Consider the following 18,342-nt stretch of genomic DNA (forward strand, 5'->3'; position numbering starts at 1 on the left):
GGCCCCGGACTTCCTCGCCGGGCCCTTCGTTGGAGGACCTCAGCCCTGGACCGCCGTCAGCTGAAGGCTCTCCCGGCCCCCGACCCGCAACCCGCAACCCGTCACGCCGAAGGCCCTCACGCGAAGGACTCCAACCGCAACCCCCGTCACGCCGAAGACCTCAAAGAACCTCAGCCCGTGACCACCGCCACACCGAAGACCTCAAAGGACCTCAGCCCGTGACCACCGTCACGCTGGAGGCGGTGAGGAGTGGGGGTGGGACAGGTCAGCCGGTGGCGACGGGCCTCGACGGGTCGGCGACCCAGTTGGACCAGGAGCCGACGTAGAGGGCGGCGGGCCGGCCGGCCACCTCCAGTGCGAGCACCTCGTGGGCGGCCGTCACGCCGGACCCGCAGTACGCGCCCGCCGGCACTCCCTCAGTGACGCCCAGGTCGGCGAAACGGGCCCGCAGCCTCTCGGGAGCAAGGAACCTGCCGTCCGGGCCGACGTTGTCGGTCGTGGGAGCGGAGACGGCCCCGGGCACGTGCCCGGCCACCGGATCGATCGGCTCCACCTCGCCCCGGTAGCGTTCTGCGGCCCGGGCGTCGAGCAGCACGCCCTCGCCCGCCAGCGCCGCCGCCTCGTCGGCGGTCAGCACCGGCATGCCGCCCGGCCGGGCGGTGAAGTCGCCCTCGACCGGCTGCGGGACCTCCTTGGTGGTCGGCAGGCCGGCCGCGATCCAGGCGGGCAGCCCGCCGTCGAGCACGCGTACGTCGCGGTGGCCGAAGTAGCGCAACACCCACCAGGCACGGGCGGCGGCGGTGGAGGCGGCGTCGTCGTAGACCACCACCGGCCGGTCGCCCGACACGCCCAGGCGGCGCATCGCGCTCTGGAAGGCCTGCGCCTCCGGCAGCGGATGCCGCCCGGCCTCGCCGGGAGGGGCCGCGAGATCGGCGTCGAGGTCGCAGAAGACGGCGCCCTGGATGTGGCCCTCGCGGTACGACTCCAGCCCGGGCGGCCCGCCGAGCCGCCACCGCACGTCCAGCACGGTCGCGCCGTCGAGGGCGGCGAGCTGCTCAGGAGTGATCAACGGGCTGGTCACGTGCGTACCTCCAGAAGTGGGACGTGCTGCTCGGCCGCGGTCAGCGAGCCGTGGTAGCCGACGAAGCGGGCCTCGATCGGGTGCCGGGAGGGAGTGGTGATGGCCACGCCGCCGTACGGAACGGCCACGACGTCGCCGATGCGCTCCAACCACGCGTCATGGACGCGCGGGCCGAACCAGCCCGAATCGACTGCCTCCTGTCGGGAGACGACCCACGCCTTGTCGCGCAGGGTCTCGCGCCAGGCCTCCAGCACCTGCTTGGCGGCTCCCGGGCGGGCGTACACGTGTCTCGCCCGCGCCTCGCCGCCGAGCAGCGCCACCCCTTCCATCAGCTCGGGGCTGCTCTCGGCGTCGATCTTCTCGGTGGCGTTGACCATGCCGTGGTCGGCGGTGACGTAAAGAGCGGAGCCGGGCGGAAGCCCCTCGGCGAGCCGCCGGGCCATGCCGTCGACGATGGACAGCTGCTGCAGCCACTCGTCGCTGCCCCAGCCGGTCATGTGGCCGACGGCGTCGAGGTCGCCGTAGTAGACGGTGACGTGCGCGGGACGGCTCTCGCGCAGCGCCCCGTGCGCGCGGGCGACCCGCTCGTCCGCGGATTCGGCGGCCGCGTAGCGGACGCCACGGTAGACGGCCCTGGTCAGCCCGGTGCCCTCGAACGCGGCGGGGCCGACGTAGACGGGCTGGACCCCGGCCTGGGCGGCGCGCTCGTAGACGGTCGCGGCGGGCTGCCACTGCTCGGGCTGCACCACGAGACCGTCGGGGGCGGTCCAGCGCAGGCAGTTGAACAGGTGGCCCGTGCCGGGCACGGCGAGCATCAGGCCGACCATGCCGTGTTCGCCGGGGGTCAGGCCGGTGCCCAGGGAGGACAGGCTCGTGACGGTGGTGGAGGGGAACCCGGCGGTGAGCGTACGGCCGGCCAGCTCCGCCAGGAAGGGCGCGTGACCGGGATGGGCACGCAACAACTCGGCGCCGAGTCCGTCGACGAGGAACAGGCAGACGCGGTCGGCGGGCTCCAGGGCGAGCGTGTTGGGCTCACGGAGGCCCAGTGCGGCGAGCAGCGAGCCGGGCAGATCCGCCAGCGACCCGCCACCGTATCCCGGCACGATCATGCCCCACAGTCTAACTCTCCCGATTCCCGCGCCATCGCCCCCACCTGCGCCGAAAGAGGGGCAGCGAGTGAACGCGGCCCAAGGGAGACCGACGAACACCACGCCAGAACGCCGCCCGACCTCCTCACCGGTACGGTGACGAACCCACGCCGGCCGTCCCCCGCGAATGCCGGCTCCCAAGGCCCTCACCTCCCGACCGTCGTCCTCCTGGAAGCGGTGGAGAGGGAGGCCATGTCATTCGACGGCAGGTGAGGCGCGCAGCTGGCGTGAAACCGGCGGTCGGGGATGAGGGGAATGCCCGTCCTGGGACAGAGCCGCGCAGGAGCCGTCGCGGCGGGAGACCGGCGCATACGGCGGACATGCCGGGGATGACGGCTCGTCTTCCTGAGGACCTCAACCGCCGGCCGCCGTCCTCCTGGGAGCGGGGAGTGGATGCGAGGCCAAGGGGTCGGCCCTGTCCAGGGACGCCGGCAGGTGGCCCGGGTAGGGGCGCGGCCGGGGTGAGGCTCGTGGTCAGGGGGTGGAGGGGAAGCGCGCGTCTCGGGGTGGAGCCGGGCAGGGGTCGTCGTGGCGGGGCCCGGTCATGCGGTGTGATGCCCCGGCCGGGGTCAGGAGGCGGTGCGGGCGGTGGCCTCGGAGAGGGCCTTGGCGAACGACAGGACGTGGGTGACCGCCTCCGGCCCGTCGGCGGCCTCGCTGACCCGCAGCGACAGGTCGTCGGCGGTGATCGCGCCGGTGTAGCCGTGGTCGGCCTCGCAGTTTTCGTCTCCGCAGGTGGCCGGCTCGAGGTCGACGTGGGAGATGGCGCCCCAGCCGATCGTGAGCGTCACCTCCGTGGGAGGGACTCCGGGGACGTACGAGGCGGGGTCGGGCACCACGCGTGTGACGGCCACCGACTGGATGCGGCTCAGGCGTACGGCCTCGGTGGTGGTGGAGGCGTGGGACGCCGAGACGCCCTCCACCGCGGGATGCTCGTCGGTGTGGCAGACCAGCAGCCGCGTCGTCGACAGCACCAGGACGGTGACGTGCCGGCGGACCTCCATCGCGGGATCGAACGTCGCCTCGTGATGGACCACGAACGCGGTCACGGCCTCCTTGCCCAGGGCGGATTCGACCGCGTCGGTGACGAGGTCGGGGTAGTAGCCGCTGCGCTCGATCGCTTCGCGCAGGCCCGCGGCGGAGACTCGGGTTTCCCTCATGGGTCCATCCTGCCAGGGCCGGGCAGTGCACTCACCCGCCCCATATAACGCTCTATAACGTCTTTTACCCGGGCATCACCGGGCACATGGTTCAGCCGATTTCGCCGAGCGCTGATCAGGACAGGCGGCGCGGTCCTCCGTCGCGACGCGGCCCCGCCGGCGTGCGCAGCGTGGCCCTGGCCCCGAGGATCATGACGTCCGACTCGCCCACGAGCACCTGGTCGAGGTCGAGCCTGGCCAGCTCCGGCAGGTCGTTGGCCAGCCGCCCGACGCGTACGAGGAGCTCCTCCAGGGCGCCGACGGCGACGGGAGGATAGCCGTACTCGCCGAACAGCAGCGGCGCCCCGCGTACGGACCGCACCAGGGCGGCGGCGTCCTCGCCGGTCAGCGGCGCGAGGCGGAAACCCTGGTCGAGCAGGAGCCGCGCGGTCACCTCCCCCAGCCCGAACGACACGACGGGCCCGAACGCGGCGTCATCGACGACCCCCACCACCGTCGGCACGGCCGGCTGCGGCGCCATGCGCTGCACGGCCAGCTCCACGCCCGGCCCGAACTGCTCGGCGAACTCGGTGTAGGCATGGCGTACGGTCTCCGGCCCCGTCAGGCCCAGACGCACGGTGCCGGCCCGGCGCGTGGCCCCGGGGTCGGCCACCTTGATCACGGCGGGCCAGCCGAGGCGCTCGGCCGCGGCGGCAGCCTCGTCGGGCGAGTGGACGACCTCGGCCGGCCAGACCGTCAGCCCGTAGCAGGACAGCAGCTGGGCGGCGTCGGTCTCGACCGGCGGCCCGGCCTGGGCGAACCCGCCGGGCGCGACGTCGGCGACCTCCCCCGCCGCGCCGAGCGTCTCGCGCACGAGGGCCTTGGCACGGGGGGTGTCGACGCCCTCGAGCTCGGGCGGCGGCACCGCCGGGTGCGCCCGCCACCTCGCGTACCGCACCACGTGCGCCAGCGCCCGCACGGCCTCTTCGGGAGCGGCGTACGACGGGATGGAGCCGCGCGCGGGCGTCGCGCCCGATCCGACGCGCAGCGCCGGGTGCATGCCCAGATGCCCCTCGAACGTGGCCAGCACCGGTTTGCCGGCGCCTTCGGAGACCCGCAGCAGCTCGGCCGCCACGGCGTCGGTGTCGCCGGGGATCGGCGGCGTGTAGATCGCGACGGCAGCGTCGACGTCGGGAGCGGCCAGCTCCCCGGCCAGCGCGGCGCCGTATTCGGCCGCGCCCGCCGACGGCCCGAGGTTGACCGGCGGGCGGGGCTCCAGCCCGGCCGCCCGGCAGGCGTGTACGGCGAGCAGGCCGAGCGCGTCGGAGTTGGTCACGAGCGCGACCCGCGGCCCGGCGGGCAGCGGCTGGTAGGCCAGCAACTGACCCACGTCGAAGAGCTGGATGAGGTCGTCGACCCTGATCAGGCCCGCCTGCTCGAACAACGAACTGATCGCCGAGTCGGGCAGGCCCAGCTCCTCGGCGGAGTGACCGGCCGGGGTGCCGCCGGACTTGACCACCACGATCGGCTTGCTGCGCGCGATGCGCCGGGCCAGCCGGGTGAACTTGCGCGGGTTTCCCAGCGACTCCAGGTAGAGCAGGATGACCTCGGTCGAGGCGTCCTCCTCCCAGTACTGCAGCAGGTCGTTGCCCGAGACGTCGGCCCGGTTGCCCGCGGAGACGAACGACGAGATGCCCATGCCGCGCTGCGCCACCCGCTGCAGCAGCGCGGTGCCGAGGGCGCCCGACTGGCTGAAGAAGCCGACCTCGCCCCGGCCCGGCACGGTGGCGGCGAGCGTGGCGTTGAGCCTGACGGCGGGGTCGGTGTTGGCGATGCCGAGGCAGTTGGGGCCCACGACACGCAGGCCGTACGAACGGGCGATGCGGGCGAGCTCGTCCTGCCGGGCACGGCCCTCCTCCCCCTTCTCGCCGAACCCGGAGGAGACCACGACCAGGCCGTGCACGCCCTTCTCCGCGCACTCCTTGACCACGTCGATCACGCCCTCGGCGGGCACGGCCACGACGGCCAGGTCGACGTCGTCCTCGATGGCCCCCACACTCGGGTACGCCCGCACGCCCGCCACCGCGCGCACCTCGCGGTGCACCGGGTAGACGGGGCCGGTGAAGTCGGCGGCCAGCAGGTTGCGCAGCACCGTCTGGCCCACGCCGCGGGGCTCGCGCGAGACGCCGACGACGGCGACCGAGCCGGGGGCGAGCAGCCTGGCGATGGACCTGGCCTCGGCCCGGTGCTCGCGCGCCGCCATGACCTCGGCGGAGGTCTCGGTCGGCGTGAGGTCGAGCGTCATGCGGACGACTCCGTCGGCGAACTGGCTCTGCGCGGTGTAGCCGGCCTGGCGCAGCACGCCCATCATGCGCATGTTGGCGGGCAGGACGTCGGCGACGAAGCGCTCGATGCCGCGTTCGCGGGCGGTGGCGGCCAGATGTTCGAGCAGGACGGAGGCCACTCCCCTGCCCTGGTGGGCGTCCTCGACGAGGAAGGCTACCTCGGCCTCGCCGGGGTCGGTGCGGTCGTAGCGGATGACCGCCACCATCTCGGCGCCGATCGTGGCGATCAAGGCGACCCTGCTGACGTAGTCGACGTTGGTGAACCGCTCGACCTCTTTGTCGGACAGCCGGGGCCGCGGGCCGAAGAACCGGAAATAGATCGACTCGTCGGACAGCCGGGAGTAGAAGGAACGGAGGCGGTCCGCGTCTGCCGGCTTGATCGGCCGTACGTGTGCGGTGCCACCGTCGGCCAGGACGACATCGGCCTCCCAGTGGGCCGGATACTGTGCCTCCACAGTGTCGAGCGTAACCCCCGTCCCACATGCCAAGACCAAAGGTGCGGTTGGGCAACGCTTGTGCATCGACTGACGCCCGGTCTCCGTGGTCCGCCCCACGAGCAGGCCGGAAGCTGTTAGTTTTGCGGTGGCGTCAAGCCGTGGCCAGGCTCGTTCTGAAGGCAGCAAGGTGGTGACATCATGACGCGGGTCGTCGTGGTGGGCGATCTCATGACCGACGCGGTCGCTCGCGCCCGTTATGCGCTTGCCAGGGCGAGCGACACCCCGGCGATCGTGACCATGCACGGCGGCGGCTCAGGGGCGAACATCGCCTCGTGGCTGGCCGTCGAGGGCTCCGAGGTGGCCTTCATCGGCCGCAGGGGCGCCGACATCACGGGCCGTAACCGTGACATGGAGCTGATGGGTTACGGCGTCGACGCCCGACTCGTCATGGATCCTGAGCGCCCGACCGGCACGTGCGTGGTGCTCGTCACCCACAAGGGCGAGCGCACGATGCTCTCCGACCCCGGGGCCAACGCGGCCCTGTCGCCGGAGGACCTGCCGCGTGACCTGTTCACCTCGGGCACCCACCTCCACCTGTCGGGCTACACGCTGATCAACGAGGGCTCGCGCGACGCCGGCCTCGCGGCGCTCGACATGGCCCGGCGCAGCGGGATGTCGATCTCGGTCGACTGCGCCTCGGCCGCGCCGCTGGACCGCACGGGCGCCGAGCCGTTCCTCGAGTGGACCAACGGCGCCAAGCTGCTGTTCGCCAACACCGACCAGGCCAGGGTGCTGACCGGCCGCGACGACGCCGAGGCCGCCGCGAAGGTGCTCACCGCGTGGTTCCCCGAGGTCGTCATCAAGATGAACGCCGAGGGCGCGCTGTGGTACGGCAACGGCCGTCCCGAGCCCGTCCACGTGGCGGCCGACCCGGTCGACAAGATCGTCGACGGCACGGGCGCGGGTGACGCGTTCTGCGCCGGGTTCCTGCCGGAGTGGCTGGACGGCAAGCCCCCCGCCGAGTCGCTGGCCTCGGGCTGCCGGCTGGCGACCAAGGCGATCATGCACCTGGGCGCGCGACCTCCGTTCTAGCCACCTCTCCGGCGCCATGGCGGGAAAGATCCCGAGCCGCGCCCAGGTGCGGAGCCCGACGTCCCGCGTGCGCCCGTCACGTTCCGGCGATCCGTCCTCCATCAGCCCGTACGCGCTTCCTCGGCGAAGGCGGTCAGGGCAGTGTCCACCTGGGGCTCGCACCGTCGGGCGAACAGGTCGCCGTCACGCTGCTGCACGCCAGAATGCGCGGATCGGCGCTGGTACGGCCGGCCGTGGCGACCCGTCACCGCGCCGGCCGCGCTCCACCGCGACCTCAATCCGGGCAACGGGCTGCTCGGGCCGCACGGCCCGCGGGCGATCGGCTTCGGCGTCGCCCGGGCGCTGCCGGTGACGCATCGGATCGTGAACGGGGATCCCGGCCTGACGGGGACGCCGGAGGAGGGCCGTTCGACGACGTGAACTGCCGCCCGGCCGTGGTGCGCGCCATCGCCCTGGACGCCGTGCGGGCGGCCGACCGTCCGCGGCGGATCAGGTGCCCACGTCACTGGTGCCGCCCGTGGTGCCCGGCGGCACGCCGTGCGGCGACGTCTCCGCCGCCCGGCAGGCGCCGGCGAGTTGCGGCCGGACGGGTTCTCGGCCGTCCACCTGCGCCGCGAGTTCGCCCGCCAGAGCATGTCCGTGGGCGGAGAAGTGCCGGCGAGGCGGTGCTGCGGCACCAGGGCGGCCGACCTGCAGCTCAGCCCGGTGTGTGCAGCGTGAACGCTAGCTCGTGACGGCCAGGGCCAGGGGCAGCACGGCCGGTGCGCCGGCATGGCGCACCAAAGCCGCCGCGAGGGTCATCGTCCAGCCCGTGTCGACGCGGTCGTCCACCAGCAGCACCGGCCCGCCGCACTGCGCGATCGCGGCGCTCACGTCCTTCGGCATGGCGAGTGTGCCCCTGATCGCCTGCACCCGCTTGGCGCTGTTGAACTGCTGCCCCGGCGAGCCCGCCCGGTAGCCCAGCTCCCCCAGATACGCCAGCCGACCGACCTGCGCCAGCCGCTCGGCGAAGGTGCGTACGAGCTTGGGCTTCGACGCGGACGGCACGTTGACCACGGCGATGGGACGTTCCCGCCACTCCCACGCGGACAGCACCTTCACCACGGCCGCGAACATGTCGTCGGCCATCGGCCCGTCGTCGCCGGCGAACAGCTCGCGCAGCCGGTTGCCCCAGCCGATGTCGGTCAGCCGCCCCAGCGCCCTGCCGGGCTCGGCGCCCAGCTCCGGCTTGATGCGCCCGCTCAGGTCGGACAGCCCGGTCGGCCACTGTCTGCGGGCCTCGATCTCGACGCCGGGGCGGCTCAGCCGGGCGCGGGCGGTCTCGACGGCCTGCTCGCCGATCTCGGTGGAGCGGTGGCGGCCGGTGCAGTTGTCGCAGCGCCCGCACGGCGTGGCCGTGTCGTCGTCGAGATGGCGGCGCAGGAACTGCTCGCGGCACTCGGTCGTCGTCAGGTAGGCGAGCATGGCCTCCTGCTCGGCGCGGCGCTCGGCGGCGATGCGAGCGTAGCGCTCGGCGTCGTACGCCCACGGCTCGCCCGTGGCCTCCCAGCCGCCCTTGACCCGGCGTACGGCGCCGTCGACGTCGAGGACCTTGAGCATCATCTCCAGCCGGCTGCGACTCAGGTCGACGGCGGTCTCCAGGGCCGGGGTGGACAGGATGCCGCCCTCTTCGAGGGCCTGCAGCGTGGAGCGGACGACCGGCTCCGGCGGGAACGCCAGCGAGGCGAAATAGGCCCAGATGTCGCGGTCTTCGGTGCCGGGCAGCAGGATCACCTCGGCCCGCTCGACGCCGCGCCCTGCCCGGCCGACCTGCTGGTAGTAGGCGACGGGCGACTGCGGCGCGCCCACGTGGACGACGAAGCCCAGGTCGGGCTTGTCGAAGCCCATGCCGAGCGCGCTCGTGGCCACCAGCGCCTTGATCCGGTTGCCGAGCAGCGCGTCCTCGGCGGCCTGCCGCTCGGCCGGGTCGGTCTGCCCTGAGTAGGCGGCCACCTCCAGGCCCTGCTCGCGCAGGTAGCCGGCGATCTCGTGGGCGGCGGCGACGGTGAGGGTGTAGACGATGCCGGAGCCGGGCAGCTCGCGCAGCGTCTGGGCCAGCCAGGCCAGGCGCTGCTCGGCCGTGGGCAGGCGGACGACGCTCAGGTGGAGGCTCTCGCGCTCCAGCGGCCCGCGCAGCACGAGCGTGTCGTCGCCGTCGGGACGCAGCTCGGGCGGCAGGCGCAGCTGCTCGGCCACGTCGCGGGTGACGCGCGCGTTGGCGGTCGCCGTGGTGGCGAGGACGGGGATGCCCGGCGGCAGGTCGGCGAACAGCGTCGACAGCCTGCGGTAGTCGGGCCGGAAGTCGTGGCCCCAGTCGGAGATGCAGTGGGCCTCGTCGACGACCACGAGCCCGGCGCTCTCGGCCAGCTCGGGCAGGACATTGTCGCGGAAGTCGGGGTTGTTGAGCCGCTCGGGGCTGACCAGCAGCACGTCGACCATGCCCTCGGCGACCTGGCCGTAGATCTCCTCCCACGCCTCGGGGTTGGCGGAGTTGATCGTGACGGCGGTGATGCCGGCCCGCTCGGCGGCGGCGATCTGGTTGCGCATGAGGGCCAGCAGCGGCGAGACGATGACCGTGGGCCCCTCGCCGAGCTCGCGCAGGAGCGCGGTGGCCACGAAGTAGACGGCCGACTTGCCCCAGCCGGTGCGCTGCACGACGAGGACCCTGCGGCGGCCGAGCACGAGGGCCTCGATGGCGGCCCACTGGTCTTCGCGGAGCACGGCGTGCTCGCCGGCCAGGGCGCGCAACCGCTCTTCGGCCTCTTCCCGCAGCATCGCGGCATCGGGGGCGTCAATCATGCCTCCCTTGTTACCAGCTTCCCCCGACGTTTTGCGCCCATCGGCGCATTCCCGCGGCGGTGACGGGGGCAACGTGTCGCGGGCACCCTCATGCTTCGGCACAATGTTCGACATGGCCCGACGCACGACTGCACCCCCGCCCGAGGACTTCGAGGAGCGGATCGTCGACATCGACGTCTCCTCCGAAATGCGCACGAGCTTTCTCGAGTACGCCTACTCGGTGATCTACCAGCGGGCGTTGCCCGACGCTCGTGACGGCCTCAAGCCGGTGCAGCGGCGCATCCTGTACTCGATGAGCGAGATGGGCCTGCGCCCCGACCGCGGCCACGTCAAGTGCTCCCGCGTCGTCGGCGACGTCATGGGCAAGCTGCACCCCCATGGCGACAGCGCCATCTACGACGCCCTCGTGCGCCTGGCGCAGCCGTTCTCGATGCGGTTGCCGCTGGTCGACGGGCACGGCAACTTCGGCTCCCCCGACGACATGCCCGCCGCGATGCGGTACACCGAGGCCAGGCTGGCCCCGGCGGCGATGCTCATGGTCGAGTCGATCGACGAGGACACCGTCGACTTCAAGCCCAACTACGACGGCCAGGAGACCGAGCCCGCGGTCATGCCGTCGGCGTTCCCCAACCTGCTGGTCAACGGCGCCAGCGGCATCGCGGTCGGCATGGCCACCAATATGGCGCCGCACAACCTCACCGAGGTCGTGGCCGCCGCCCGCCACCTGATCAAGAAGCCCGACGCGACGCTCGACGAGCTGATGAGGTTCGTGCCGGGTCCCGACCTGCCGACGGGCGGCTCGGTCATCGGGCTGCAGGGCGTGCGCGACGCGTACGAGACGGGGCGCGGCACGTTCCGCATGCGCGCCACGTGCACGGTCGAGCAGATCACCCCGCGCCGCAAGGGCATCATCGTCACCGAGCTGCCCTACAACGTCGGCCCCGAGCGCGTGGTCACCAAGATCAAGGAGCTGGTGACCAGCAAGAGGCTGCAGGGCATCGCCGACCTCAAAGACCTCACCGACCGGCACAAGGGCCTGCGGCTGGTCATCGAGATCAAGAACGGTTTCATCCCCGAGGCGGTCCTCGAGGAGCTCTACCGGCTGACGCCGATGGAGGAGACGTTCGGCATCAACAACGTCGCCCTGGTCGACGGCGAGCCCCGCACGCTGGGGCTGCGCGAGATGCTGCAGGTCTACGTCGACCACCGGCTCGAGGTCGTGCGCCGCCGCTCCGAATACCGGCGGCGCCGGCGCGAGGAGCGGCTCCACCTGGTCGACGGCCTCATCATCGCGCTGCTCAACATCGACGAGGTCATCCAGGTCATCCGTGCCTCCGACGACTCGGCGCAGGCGCGCACGCGGTTGATGGACGTGTTCGACCTGACCGAGATCCAGGCCTCCTACATCCTCGACACGCCGCTGCGCCGCCTGACCCGCTACGACAAGCTGGAGCTCGACCGCGAGAAGGAGACGCTGAGCGACGAGATCGCGCAGCTCACCGAGATCCTGTCGTCGGAGACGAAGCTGCGTCAGGTCGTCTCGGGCGAGCTGGCCGACGTGGCCAAGAAGTACGGCACGCCACGCCGCACCGTCCTGCTGGAGTCGCCGGGCGTGACCCGCACGCCGGTGGTGTCGCTGCAGGTGGCCGACGACCCGTGCCTGGCGCTGCTGTCCTCGACCGGCCTGCTGGCCCGCACGTCCGACGCCTCGCCGCTGCCCGGCGAGGGCGAGCGCTCGGCGCACGACGTGCTCGTCTCGGTCGTCAAGACGTCCGTACGCGGCGAGGTCGGCGTCGTCACGTCGCTGGGCCGGCTGATCCGGGTCCAGGTCGTCGACCTGCCGACGCTGCCGCCCACGGCCATCCCGCCGTCGTTGTCGGGCGGCCACCCGGTGTCCGAATACGTGCAGCTGGAGCCCGACGAGAAGGTGGTCGGCCTCGGCTCCCTCGACCCCGACGGCCCCGGCCTGGCCCTCGGCACGGCGCAGGGCGTGGTCAAACGGGTGGTCCCCGACTATCCGGCCAACCGCGACGACTTCGAAGTGATCACCCTGAAGGACGGCGACACCGTGGTGGGCGCGGTCGAGCTGGTCTCGGAGTCCCACGACCTGGTCTTCATCTCGTCCAACGCCCAGTTGCTGCGGTTCCCGGCCTCACTCGTACGGCCCCAGGGCCGTCCCGCGGGCGGCATGGCGGGCATCCGCCTCGACGACGGGGCCAGGGCCATCTGGTTCGGCGTGGTCGATCCTGAGAGCCCGGCCCAGGTGGTCACGGTCGCCGGCTCCTCCACGGCGCTGCCCGGCACGCAGGTGGGCGGCGGCAAGGTGTCCGACTACGCCGACTTCCCGGCCAAGGGCCGTGCCACGGGCGGCGTGCGCGCCCAGCGTTTCCTGAAGGGCGAGGACGAGCTGCTGCTGGCCTGGGCGGGCCCGGCGCCCGCGAAGGCGGTCTCGGCGGTCGGCAAGCCGGTGCCGCTGCCGGAGGAGCTCGGGCGGCGCGACGGCTCGGGCGTACGCCTGACGCACACCATCGGCGCGGTCGGCGGGGCGCTGGCCTCGACCCCTGAGGCGCTGCCCGGGGGCGCGCCGGAACCCGCCGATCCTGGAGACGGCTGAGCTGTGCCGGGGCCGGTCCCCGTGCCATCGCGGGGGCCGGCCCCGTCCCGACCCGGTGACCGGTCCGGGGAGCAGTCCCCATGACCCGGACCGGGAGAACCGAGGCGGGAGTCCTTCAGCCGGTCAAACCCGGCAGAGGCAGAAGGTATGCCCGGCCGGGTCGAGGAACACCCGGAAGCTGTCGTCCTCGCTCGGCTGGTGCTCGTGCTTGCGCGCGCCGATCTTCAGGGCCCGCGCCTCGGCCTCGTCCATGTCGTCGGCCTTCAGGTCGAGGTGGATCTGCTGGGGGCGTTCCGGCGCCGGCCACGTCGGAGCCCGGTGGTCGGGAGCGAGCTGGAAGGCCAGCCGCCTGGGCGGCCCTCCGTCGCTGACGACGACCCAGTCGTCCTCGGCCGAGGTGATCGGCCAGCCGAGGAGCTGGGAGTAGAACTCCGCCAATCCCCTGGGATCCGGACAATCCAGCACGACGCTCCGGAACTCGGCGATGCCGCCCATCGAAGTCGACCTTTCTCAGAGACAATGGGTGTCATGGCTGTCAATTCGTCCATGGTGCCGATCGGCACCCCGGCGCCCGCCTTCGACCTGACCGCGATCGACGGCGGGAGCTTGTCACTCGACGACCTCAAGGACTCACCCGCCACTCTCGTGGTCTTCCTGTCCAACCACTGCCCGTACGTACGGCACATCGAAGCAGGCCTCGGCGCGCTGGCCGAGGACTACGGCGCCAGGCTGTCGATCGTCGCCATCTGCAGCAACGACAGCGTCCACTACCCGGACGACGACCCCACACACCTCGCGGAACAGGCCGCGCGGGCCGGGTTCACGTTCCCCTACCTGCTCGACGACACCCAGGAGGTCGCCAAGGCGTACAAGGCTGCCTGCACGCCCGATTTCTTCCTCTACGACGCCGACCTGCGGCTCGCCTACCGAGGTGAGTTCGACCGGGCGCGGCCGGGCAACGACGTGCCCGTGACCGGCGCCTCGCTGCGGGCGGCGATCGACGCTCTCCTGCAGGGCCGGCCGGTGCCGGAGGAGCAGCGGCCGTCGCTCGGCTGCGGCATCAAGTGGAAGCCGGGCAACGCGCCCGGCTGACCTCAGGTGGCGGCGGTGATGGCGTGCGGCAGCGCGAGCAGCAGCTCGTGCGGCTCGCCGCCCTCCCAGTGCCGGATCAGCTTGGTGCCCGCCTCGCCGGGGTCGAAGCCCTCGCGGCCGAGCGGGCCGAAGCAGCCCGCCTCCTCCAGCATGAGGATGAGCGGGTCGTCCTCGGGGAGGTCGGCCGCGTAGGCGGCGGTGTCGAGGAGGGCCAAGGCGCACCTGGCGTTACGGCCGTCGTCGTCGGCCTCCACGCGGTCGAGGCGGCGCCAGGCTTGAGCACGGAGATACGCGGCGAGCGATTCAGACCTACTCATGACAACCTTCTTCGATCACGTACAAACGGCTACGACATCATCACGCATAGTGAGGGACCATCGTGGCACGTTTACCAAGTCCAGCCCGTATCCCGCCAGTCGCCACCCCGGCGGGCGGCTGCTCTGCGACATGAGGGATTATTTGCGACATGAGTGCGTTCGACGACCTGTATGAGGCCAACGAGAAGTTCGCCGCGTCGTTCGGCAGCTCGGGACTCACCGGGCGCGCCGCCCGCGGGCTGGCTGTCGTGACCTGCATGGACTCCCGCATCGACCCGCTCGGGCTGCTCGGCCTGCGGCCGGGCGACGCCAAGATCCTGCGCAACGCCGGCGCCCGCGTGACCGACGACGTGCTCCGTACGCTGGTGCTGGCCGTCTACGTGCTCGGCGTCGAACGGGTGCTCCTCATGCCGCACACCGACTGCGGCATGGCGAAGGTGAGCGACGCCGACGTCCACGGGCTGGCCGCCGCGCGCGGCGTCGACACGCGCAGCCTTGACTTCCACACGATCCTGGACCAGGACGAGGCCCTCCGCCACGACCTCACCCGGATCAGGACGACGCCGTTCCTGCCGCAGGGCATGCCGGTGGCGGGGGCCATCTACGACGTCAGCACGGGACGCCTGCAGCCGTCGCCGCACTGACGGCTCACATCTCCAGCCCGGCCGGCTCCATGAGCGGCCGCACTTCGACGCGGCCCCGGAGCAGGCCGGCCAGCTCCACCGCGCGGTCCCGGCTCTCGCAGTCGACGAGGTACTGCCGGGCGACGTGCTCGGCGTCCGGCGGGTACGGACCCTCGGTGACGGTCGCCACGCCGTCGCGGAGCCGTACGACGACGGCGAGGGACGGATCGGCGAGTTCGTGCCCGCCGATCAGCTCGCCCGCCCGCCCCGCCATGGCCAGGAACTCCTCATGGCCCGTTCCCGCGCCCGGGTAGAGGCTCAGCAGGAACTTCACCGCCGCTCAGCCGGCGAAGACCACCGGCCGCACCTCGATGCCGAGGCCCGGCACGGACGCGTCGGGGATGAGCGCGGCCAGCTCCAGAGCGCGCTCCCTGCTGTCGCACTCGACCAGGTAGTAGCCGCCGAGGTACTCCTTCGCCTCCAGGTACGGCCCGTCGGTCACCGCCGGCATGCCGCGCCGGAGGCGAACCACGGCGCTCTGCGACGGGTCGGCCAACGCGGTCGTGCCGAGCATCTCGCCCGACTTCTTGATCGTCTCCATGAACGCGCCGTGGCCGTTCATCACCTCCTCGCGCTGCTCCTGGCTGAGCGCGTCCCAGACCTGCGGGTTCATGTGCATGATCAACAGGAACTTCACGTCTGTCTCCTTCGGGTCTCGTGTGACAGGGGGTCGGAGCCGCCCCGGCGTTCTCGACGTCTTCTCGGGATCAAGACGGCAAGAATCCTCCGGCCGCTCCGACCACCTGGCGTAAGCACCGTGACCTGGGCATGCCGCCCAGCGACTCTCCGGAGGATACGCATGAACGTCCCGCGCATCGGCGTCAGCCTGCCGCACTTCGGCCCGTACGCAGGGCCCGACGCCGTCGTCACCGTGGCCACGGCGGCCGAACGGCTCGGCTTCCACGCCGTGTCGACCTCCGACCGGCTCCTCATCCCCGCCACACCGGGCTGGGACAACGACGCGGGGCTGCCCGAGTCCCACGTCTGGGGCTCGCTGGAGATCCTCTCCTGGGCGGCCGCGCACACCCGCCGGGTCCGCATCACCACGGGCATCCTGAACTCGATCTTCGAGTCCCCCGTTGTCCTGGCCCGCCGGCTGGCCACGCTGGACCGGCTGTCGGAGGGGCGGCTGGAGGTCGGCATCGGGCAGGGCGGCGGCACGCGGCTGGCGCCGTACTACATCCCGGAGGAGTTCGAGGCGGCTGGGGTGCCCGCCGGGCGCCGGGGCGCCGGGTTCGTGGAGCACACGGCCGCGCTACGGGCCTGCTGGGGGCCGGATCCGGTGGAGTTCCGCGGGGAGCACTACCGCATTCCGCTCGCCAAGATCGGGCCCAAGCCGTACGGAGCGCGCATCCCCCTCTACATCGGCGCGATCACTCGCCGCACGATCGAGCGGGCGGCCGTCATCGGGGACGGCTTCATCACCACCGCCGTCGACTGGGACGACACACGGGAGCAGGTGCGCTGGTACCGGGAGGCCGGCGGCACCGGCACCGTCATCGTGAACACGATCCCGGCCGGCCCCGGCGACCACGTCACCCCTGCCGCCTTCACGGAGACCGTGCTGAACGACCTCCACCGCGCCGCCGCCATCGGGGCCGACGAGCTGCACCTCACCCTCAACCTGGTCCCCGTCGACCCGGACGACCAGGTCGGCCTCCTGGAGTCCCTCTCCGCCAAGATCGGCCTCTAAGCTCGTCACCGACGAGCGGAGGGAACGGCATGGCCATGGTGAAGGGCGTCGACGCCCGCGGTACGGAGCACTGCGAGACAACGGCCTTGGGGGTGCTGCTGCGCCATGAGGGCCTCGATCTGTCCGAGCCGATGGTGTTCGGCCTCGGCTCAGGCCTGTCCTTCATCTACTGGGACAGCAAGCGCATGACCTTCCCGTTCGTCGGTGGCCGGGTCAAGCCTTTCGAGCTCACCAGGAACCTGGCCACGAGACTGGGTGTGACGTTACAGGTCGAGGAGACCACCTCCGCGCGCAAGGCGTGGCAGAACGTGGTCGCCGCCATCGACGCGGGGCGCCCCGTCGGCCTGCAACTCGACTGCCACCAGCTGGAGTACTTCACCACCAAGGTTCACTTCGGCGGGCACGTCGTGGCCCTGTACGGCTACGACGACCAGCGCGCCTACCTGGTGGACACCGCCCAGCAGGGAGGCGCGGTGTCCACCAGCCTGACGAGTCTGGCCTTGGCCAGGGCCGAACGCGGGCCGATGACGGCCAGGAACCGGTCCTTCACCATCACGGCGCCCGAACCTCCGTCCGTGTCCCGGGACACGATCCTCACGGCGGTCAAGGCCTGCGCCGACGCGTTCCTCGCCCCTCCCATCGCGAACCTGGGCCGCAGAGGCATCGAGACGGCCGCCGAGCGGGTGCGCACGTGGCTGACCCGCACGGACCGGCCGCACGAAGAGCTGCCCCAGGCCGCCCTGCTCATGGAGAAGGGCGGCACCGGCGGCGCCCTGTTCCGCAACCTCTACCGGGACTTCCTCGGCGAGTGCGCCGAGCTGCTCGACGACAGCGGCCTGCGCGCCGGTCGTGACTTGTACGCCGAGGCCGCCACCCTGTGGACGGAGGTGGCCGCCTTGATCACCCGAGCCGGCGAGACCACCGAGACCACCTATCTCGAGCAGGCCAGTGGCCTGCTCCACGACCTCGCCCGCAGGGAAACAGAGGCCATGCGGATCCTGAGCACCTGTGGCGCATGACCGCTCGCTGTTCGCTGTCCGAGACCGGCACGCCACAGTTTCGGCCGGGCACCGGGTCGTGCGATGTCCGTGGTCCGGCGGCTCGTACCGCTCGATGTGATCGCGGAACCGGTCGAGCACGAAGCGCTGTGAGGCGATGCCGTGGTGGAGCGTCGCGCGCCGATGGGCGGCGAGGTCGCGATGCTTCTCGGGGATGTCCAGCGCATCGAGGTGCTCGCCGAGGGCCGGGAGCGCGGCGAGGCCGGTCCCGATGCGCGCCGCTGTGCGGTGAAGCACCGGTGGGCGTTCGGCCGGCGCCGGCAGACCGAGGAAGGAGAGCCTGGACAGCGCCGCGGTCTCCGGATCGGGCCCGGCCGGCTCGCCTGCCATCCACGCGCGGAACTCCGCACGGCCGGCGCCGGTCACGCGGTACACCTTCCGCCACCGGCTTCGACGTCGGCGATCTCGATGAACTCCCGCGCGAGCAGGGTGTCCGGAGCGCGTTCGATGTTGCAGGAGCCGGCGCTGGAGAAGAGCATGACGCCGGTCTCGAAGGCTCCGATGAGGTCGTAGAAGCTCCTTGAGTTCCTGCTCATCAAGGCTCCGCACGATGAACCGGAGCGGTCGACCGCTGACGGCCGGGCGACGCGCCGCCCAGCACGGCGCGCCGGCGGCACGCCCGCGACCAATCGGCCAGATCGCCGTCGGCGCAGTCGACCTGCTTCAGACGGTCGGGCCGGTGACGTGGATCGCCGGTGGCATTGTCGAACCGGCTGATGCGCGCCCACAGACCGGGGCGATCTGGCCGAGTGCGTTCACCCCGGCGCGGATACGGTGGCCAGATCCTCCCGCATCGTGCATCCGA

Annotated in this window: 18 protein-coding genes; 8 read left to right on the forward strand and 10 right to left on the reverse strand. The window is 72.1% G+C overall.

Annotated elements, in window-relative coordinates:
• Positions 1 to 265: 265 nt before the first annotated feature.
• The 4 genes from ACIBP6_RS28265 to ACIBP6_RS28280 all read right to left on the reverse strand — a co-directional run bounded on the left by ACIBP6_RS28265 (position 266) and on the right by ACIBP6_RS28280 (position 6,168).
• The gene (locus tag ACIBP6_RS28265) at positions 266 to 1,081 is read right to left on the reverse strand and encodes a sulfurtransferase (protein WP_397056895.1); all 816 of its coding nucleotides are present in this window, start codon (positions 1,079 to 1,081) and stop codon (positions 266 to 268) included.
• Positions 1,078 to 2,190: an alkaline phosphatase family protein gene (locus ACIBP6_RS28270; RefSeq protein WP_397056897.1), complete on the reverse strand. Its 1,113-nt coding sequence runs from the start codon at positions 2,188 to 2,190 to the stop codon at positions 1,078 to 1,080. Before ACIBP6_RS28270 ends, ACIBP6_RS28265 begins: the two co-directional genes overlap by 4 nt.
• A 608-nt stretch (positions 2,191 to 2,798) precedes the next feature.
• A complete protein-coding gene (locus tag ACIBP6_RS28275) occupies positions 2,799 to 3,389 on the reverse strand; it encodes a DUF5998 family protein (RefSeq protein ID WP_132620131.1) in 591 nt (196 codons plus the stop codon).
• A gap of 115 nt (positions 3,390 to 3,504) precedes the next feature.
• The gene (locus ACIBP6_RS28280) at positions 3,505 to 6,168 is read right to left on the reverse strand and encodes a bifunctional acetate--CoA ligase family protein/GNAT family N-acetyltransferase (protein WP_397056899.1); all 2,664 of its coding nucleotides are present in this window, start codon (positions 6,166 to 6,168) and stop codon (positions 3,505 to 3,507) included.
• Between the two features lie 180 nt (positions 6,169 to 6,348).
• Here ACIBP6_RS28280 and ACIBP6_RS28285 point away from each other — a divergent pair, with 180 nt between their 5' ends.
• The 3 genes from ACIBP6_RS28285 (at position 6,349) to ACIBP6_RS28295 (ending at position 7,962) form a co-directional block, all read left to right on the forward strand.
• On the forward strand, positions 6,349 to 7,242 hold the full coding sequence (locus ACIBP6_RS28285; RefSeq protein ID WP_397056901.1) for a carbohydrate kinase family protein: 894 nt from the start codon (positions 6,349 to 6,351) through the stop codon (positions 7,240 to 7,242).
• A gap of 141 nt (positions 7,243 to 7,383) precedes the next feature.
• Positions 7,384 to 7,662 carry a hypothetical protein gene (locus ACIBP6_RS28290; RefSeq protein ID WP_397056903.1) on the forward strand — a complete coding sequence of 93 codons (279 nt, stop codon included), beginning with the start codon at positions 7,384 to 7,386 and terminating at the stop codon, positions 7,660 to 7,662.
• Between the two features lie 117 nt (positions 7,663 to 7,779).
• Positions 7,780 to 7,962 carry a hypothetical protein gene (locus ACIBP6_RS28295; protein WP_397056905.1) on the forward strand — a complete coding sequence of 61 codons (183 nt, stop codon included), beginning with the start codon at positions 7,780 to 7,782 and terminating at the stop codon, positions 7,960 to 7,962.
• Between the two features lie 3 nt (positions 7,963 to 7,965).
• Here ACIBP6_RS28295 and ACIBP6_RS28300 read toward each other — a convergent pair whose 3' ends face one another.
• A complete protein-coding gene (locus ACIBP6_RS28300; protein ID WP_397056907.1) occupies positions 7,966 to 10,080 on the reverse strand; it encodes a RecQ family ATP-dependent DNA helicase in 2,115 nt (704 codons plus the stop codon).
• 103 nt (positions 10,081 to 10,183) lie between these two features.
• On the opposite strand from ACIBP6_RS28300, the gene ACIBP6_RS28305 reads away from it, so the two are divergent.
• Positions 10,184 to 12,694: a DNA topoisomerase (ATP-hydrolyzing) subunit A gene (locus tag ACIBP6_RS28305; RefSeq protein WP_397056909.1), complete on the forward strand. Its 2,511-nt coding sequence runs from the start codon at positions 10,184 to 10,186 to the stop codon at positions 12,692 to 12,694.
• A gap of 123 nt (positions 12,695 to 12,817) precedes the next feature.
• Here the strand turns inward: ACIBP6_RS28305 and ACIBP6_RS28310 are convergent, their stop codons facing one another.
• Entirely contained in the window at positions 12,818 to 13,189 is a 372-nt protein-coding gene (locus tag ACIBP6_RS28310) for a VOC family protein (protein ID WP_397056911.1), read from the reverse strand.
• A gap of 33 nt (positions 13,190 to 13,222) precedes the next feature.
• On the opposite strand from ACIBP6_RS28310, the gene ACIBP6_RS28315 reads away from it, so the two are divergent.
• Positions 13,223 to 13,786 carry a thioredoxin family protein gene (locus tag ACIBP6_RS28315; RefSeq protein ID WP_397056913.1) on the forward strand — a complete coding sequence of 188 codons (564 nt, stop codon included), beginning with the start codon at positions 13,223 to 13,225 and terminating at the stop codon, positions 13,784 to 13,786.
• 2 nt (positions 13,787 to 13,788) lie between these two features.
• On the opposite strand, the gene ACIBP6_RS28320 is transcribed toward ACIBP6_RS28315, so the two are convergent.
• Complete coding sequence (locus ACIBP6_RS28320; protein WP_397056915.1) at positions 13,789 to 14,103, reverse strand: hypothetical protein; 315 nt, start codon at positions 14,101 to 14,103, stop codon at positions 13,789 to 13,791.
• Between the two features lie 149 nt (positions 14,104 to 14,252).
• Between ACIBP6_RS28320 and ACIBP6_RS28325 the strand changes: the two genes are divergently transcribed.
• Positions 14,253 to 14,747, forward strand: a complete 495-nt coding sequence (locus ACIBP6_RS28325) for a beta-class carbonic anhydrase (protein WP_397056917.1) — start codon at positions 14,253 to 14,255, stop codon at positions 14,745 to 14,747.
• Positions 14,748 to 14,751: 4 nt separating this feature from the next.
• Here ACIBP6_RS28325 and ACIBP6_RS28330 read toward each other — a convergent pair whose 3' ends face one another.
• Both ACIBP6_RS28330 and ACIBP6_RS28335 read right to left on the reverse strand, forming a co-directional pair.
• Positions 14,752 to 15,060, reverse strand: a complete 309-nt coding sequence (locus tag ACIBP6_RS28330; protein ID WP_397056918.1) for a YciI family protein — start codon at positions 15,058 to 15,060, stop codon at positions 14,752 to 14,754.
• A 6-nt stretch (positions 15,061 to 15,066) separates the two neighbouring features.
• Positions 15,067 to 15,423 (reverse strand): YciI family protein, encoded by a 357-nt coding sequence (locus ACIBP6_RS28335; RefSeq protein ID WP_397056920.1) that lies wholly within the window; start codon positions 15,421 to 15,423, stop codon positions 15,067 to 15,069.
• 162 nt (positions 15,424 to 15,585) lie between these two features.
• Here ACIBP6_RS28335 and ACIBP6_RS28340 point away from each other — a divergent pair, with 162 nt between their 5' ends.
• Both ACIBP6_RS28340 and ACIBP6_RS28345 read left to right on the forward strand, forming a co-directional pair.
• Complete coding sequence (locus tag ACIBP6_RS28340; RefSeq protein ID WP_397056922.1) at positions 15,586 to 16,479, forward strand: LLM class flavin-dependent oxidoreductase; 894 nt, start codon at positions 15,586 to 15,588, stop codon at positions 16,477 to 16,479.
• 29 nt (positions 16,480 to 16,508) lie between these two features.
• Complete coding sequence (locus ACIBP6_RS28345; protein WP_397056924.1) at positions 16,509 to 17,498, forward strand: BtrH N-terminal domain-containing protein; 990 nt, start codon at positions 16,509 to 16,511, stop codon at positions 17,496 to 17,498.
• Positions 17,499 to 17,899: 401 nt separating this feature from the next.
• Here the strand turns inward: ACIBP6_RS28345 and ACIBP6_RS28350 are convergent, their stop codons facing one another.
• Positions 17,900 to 18,073 (reverse strand): hypothetical protein, encoded by a 174-nt coding sequence (locus ACIBP6_RS28350; protein WP_397056926.1) that lies wholly within the window; start codon positions 18,071 to 18,073, stop codon positions 17,900 to 17,902.
• Between the last annotated feature and the right edge of the window lie 269 nt (positions 18,074 to 18,342).

Source organism: Nonomuraea terrae, assembly GCF_044465245.1.
GTDB classification, from domain to species: Bacteria; Actinomycetota; Actinomycetes; order Streptosporangiales; family Streptosporangiaceae; genus Nonomuraea; species Nonomuraea terrae.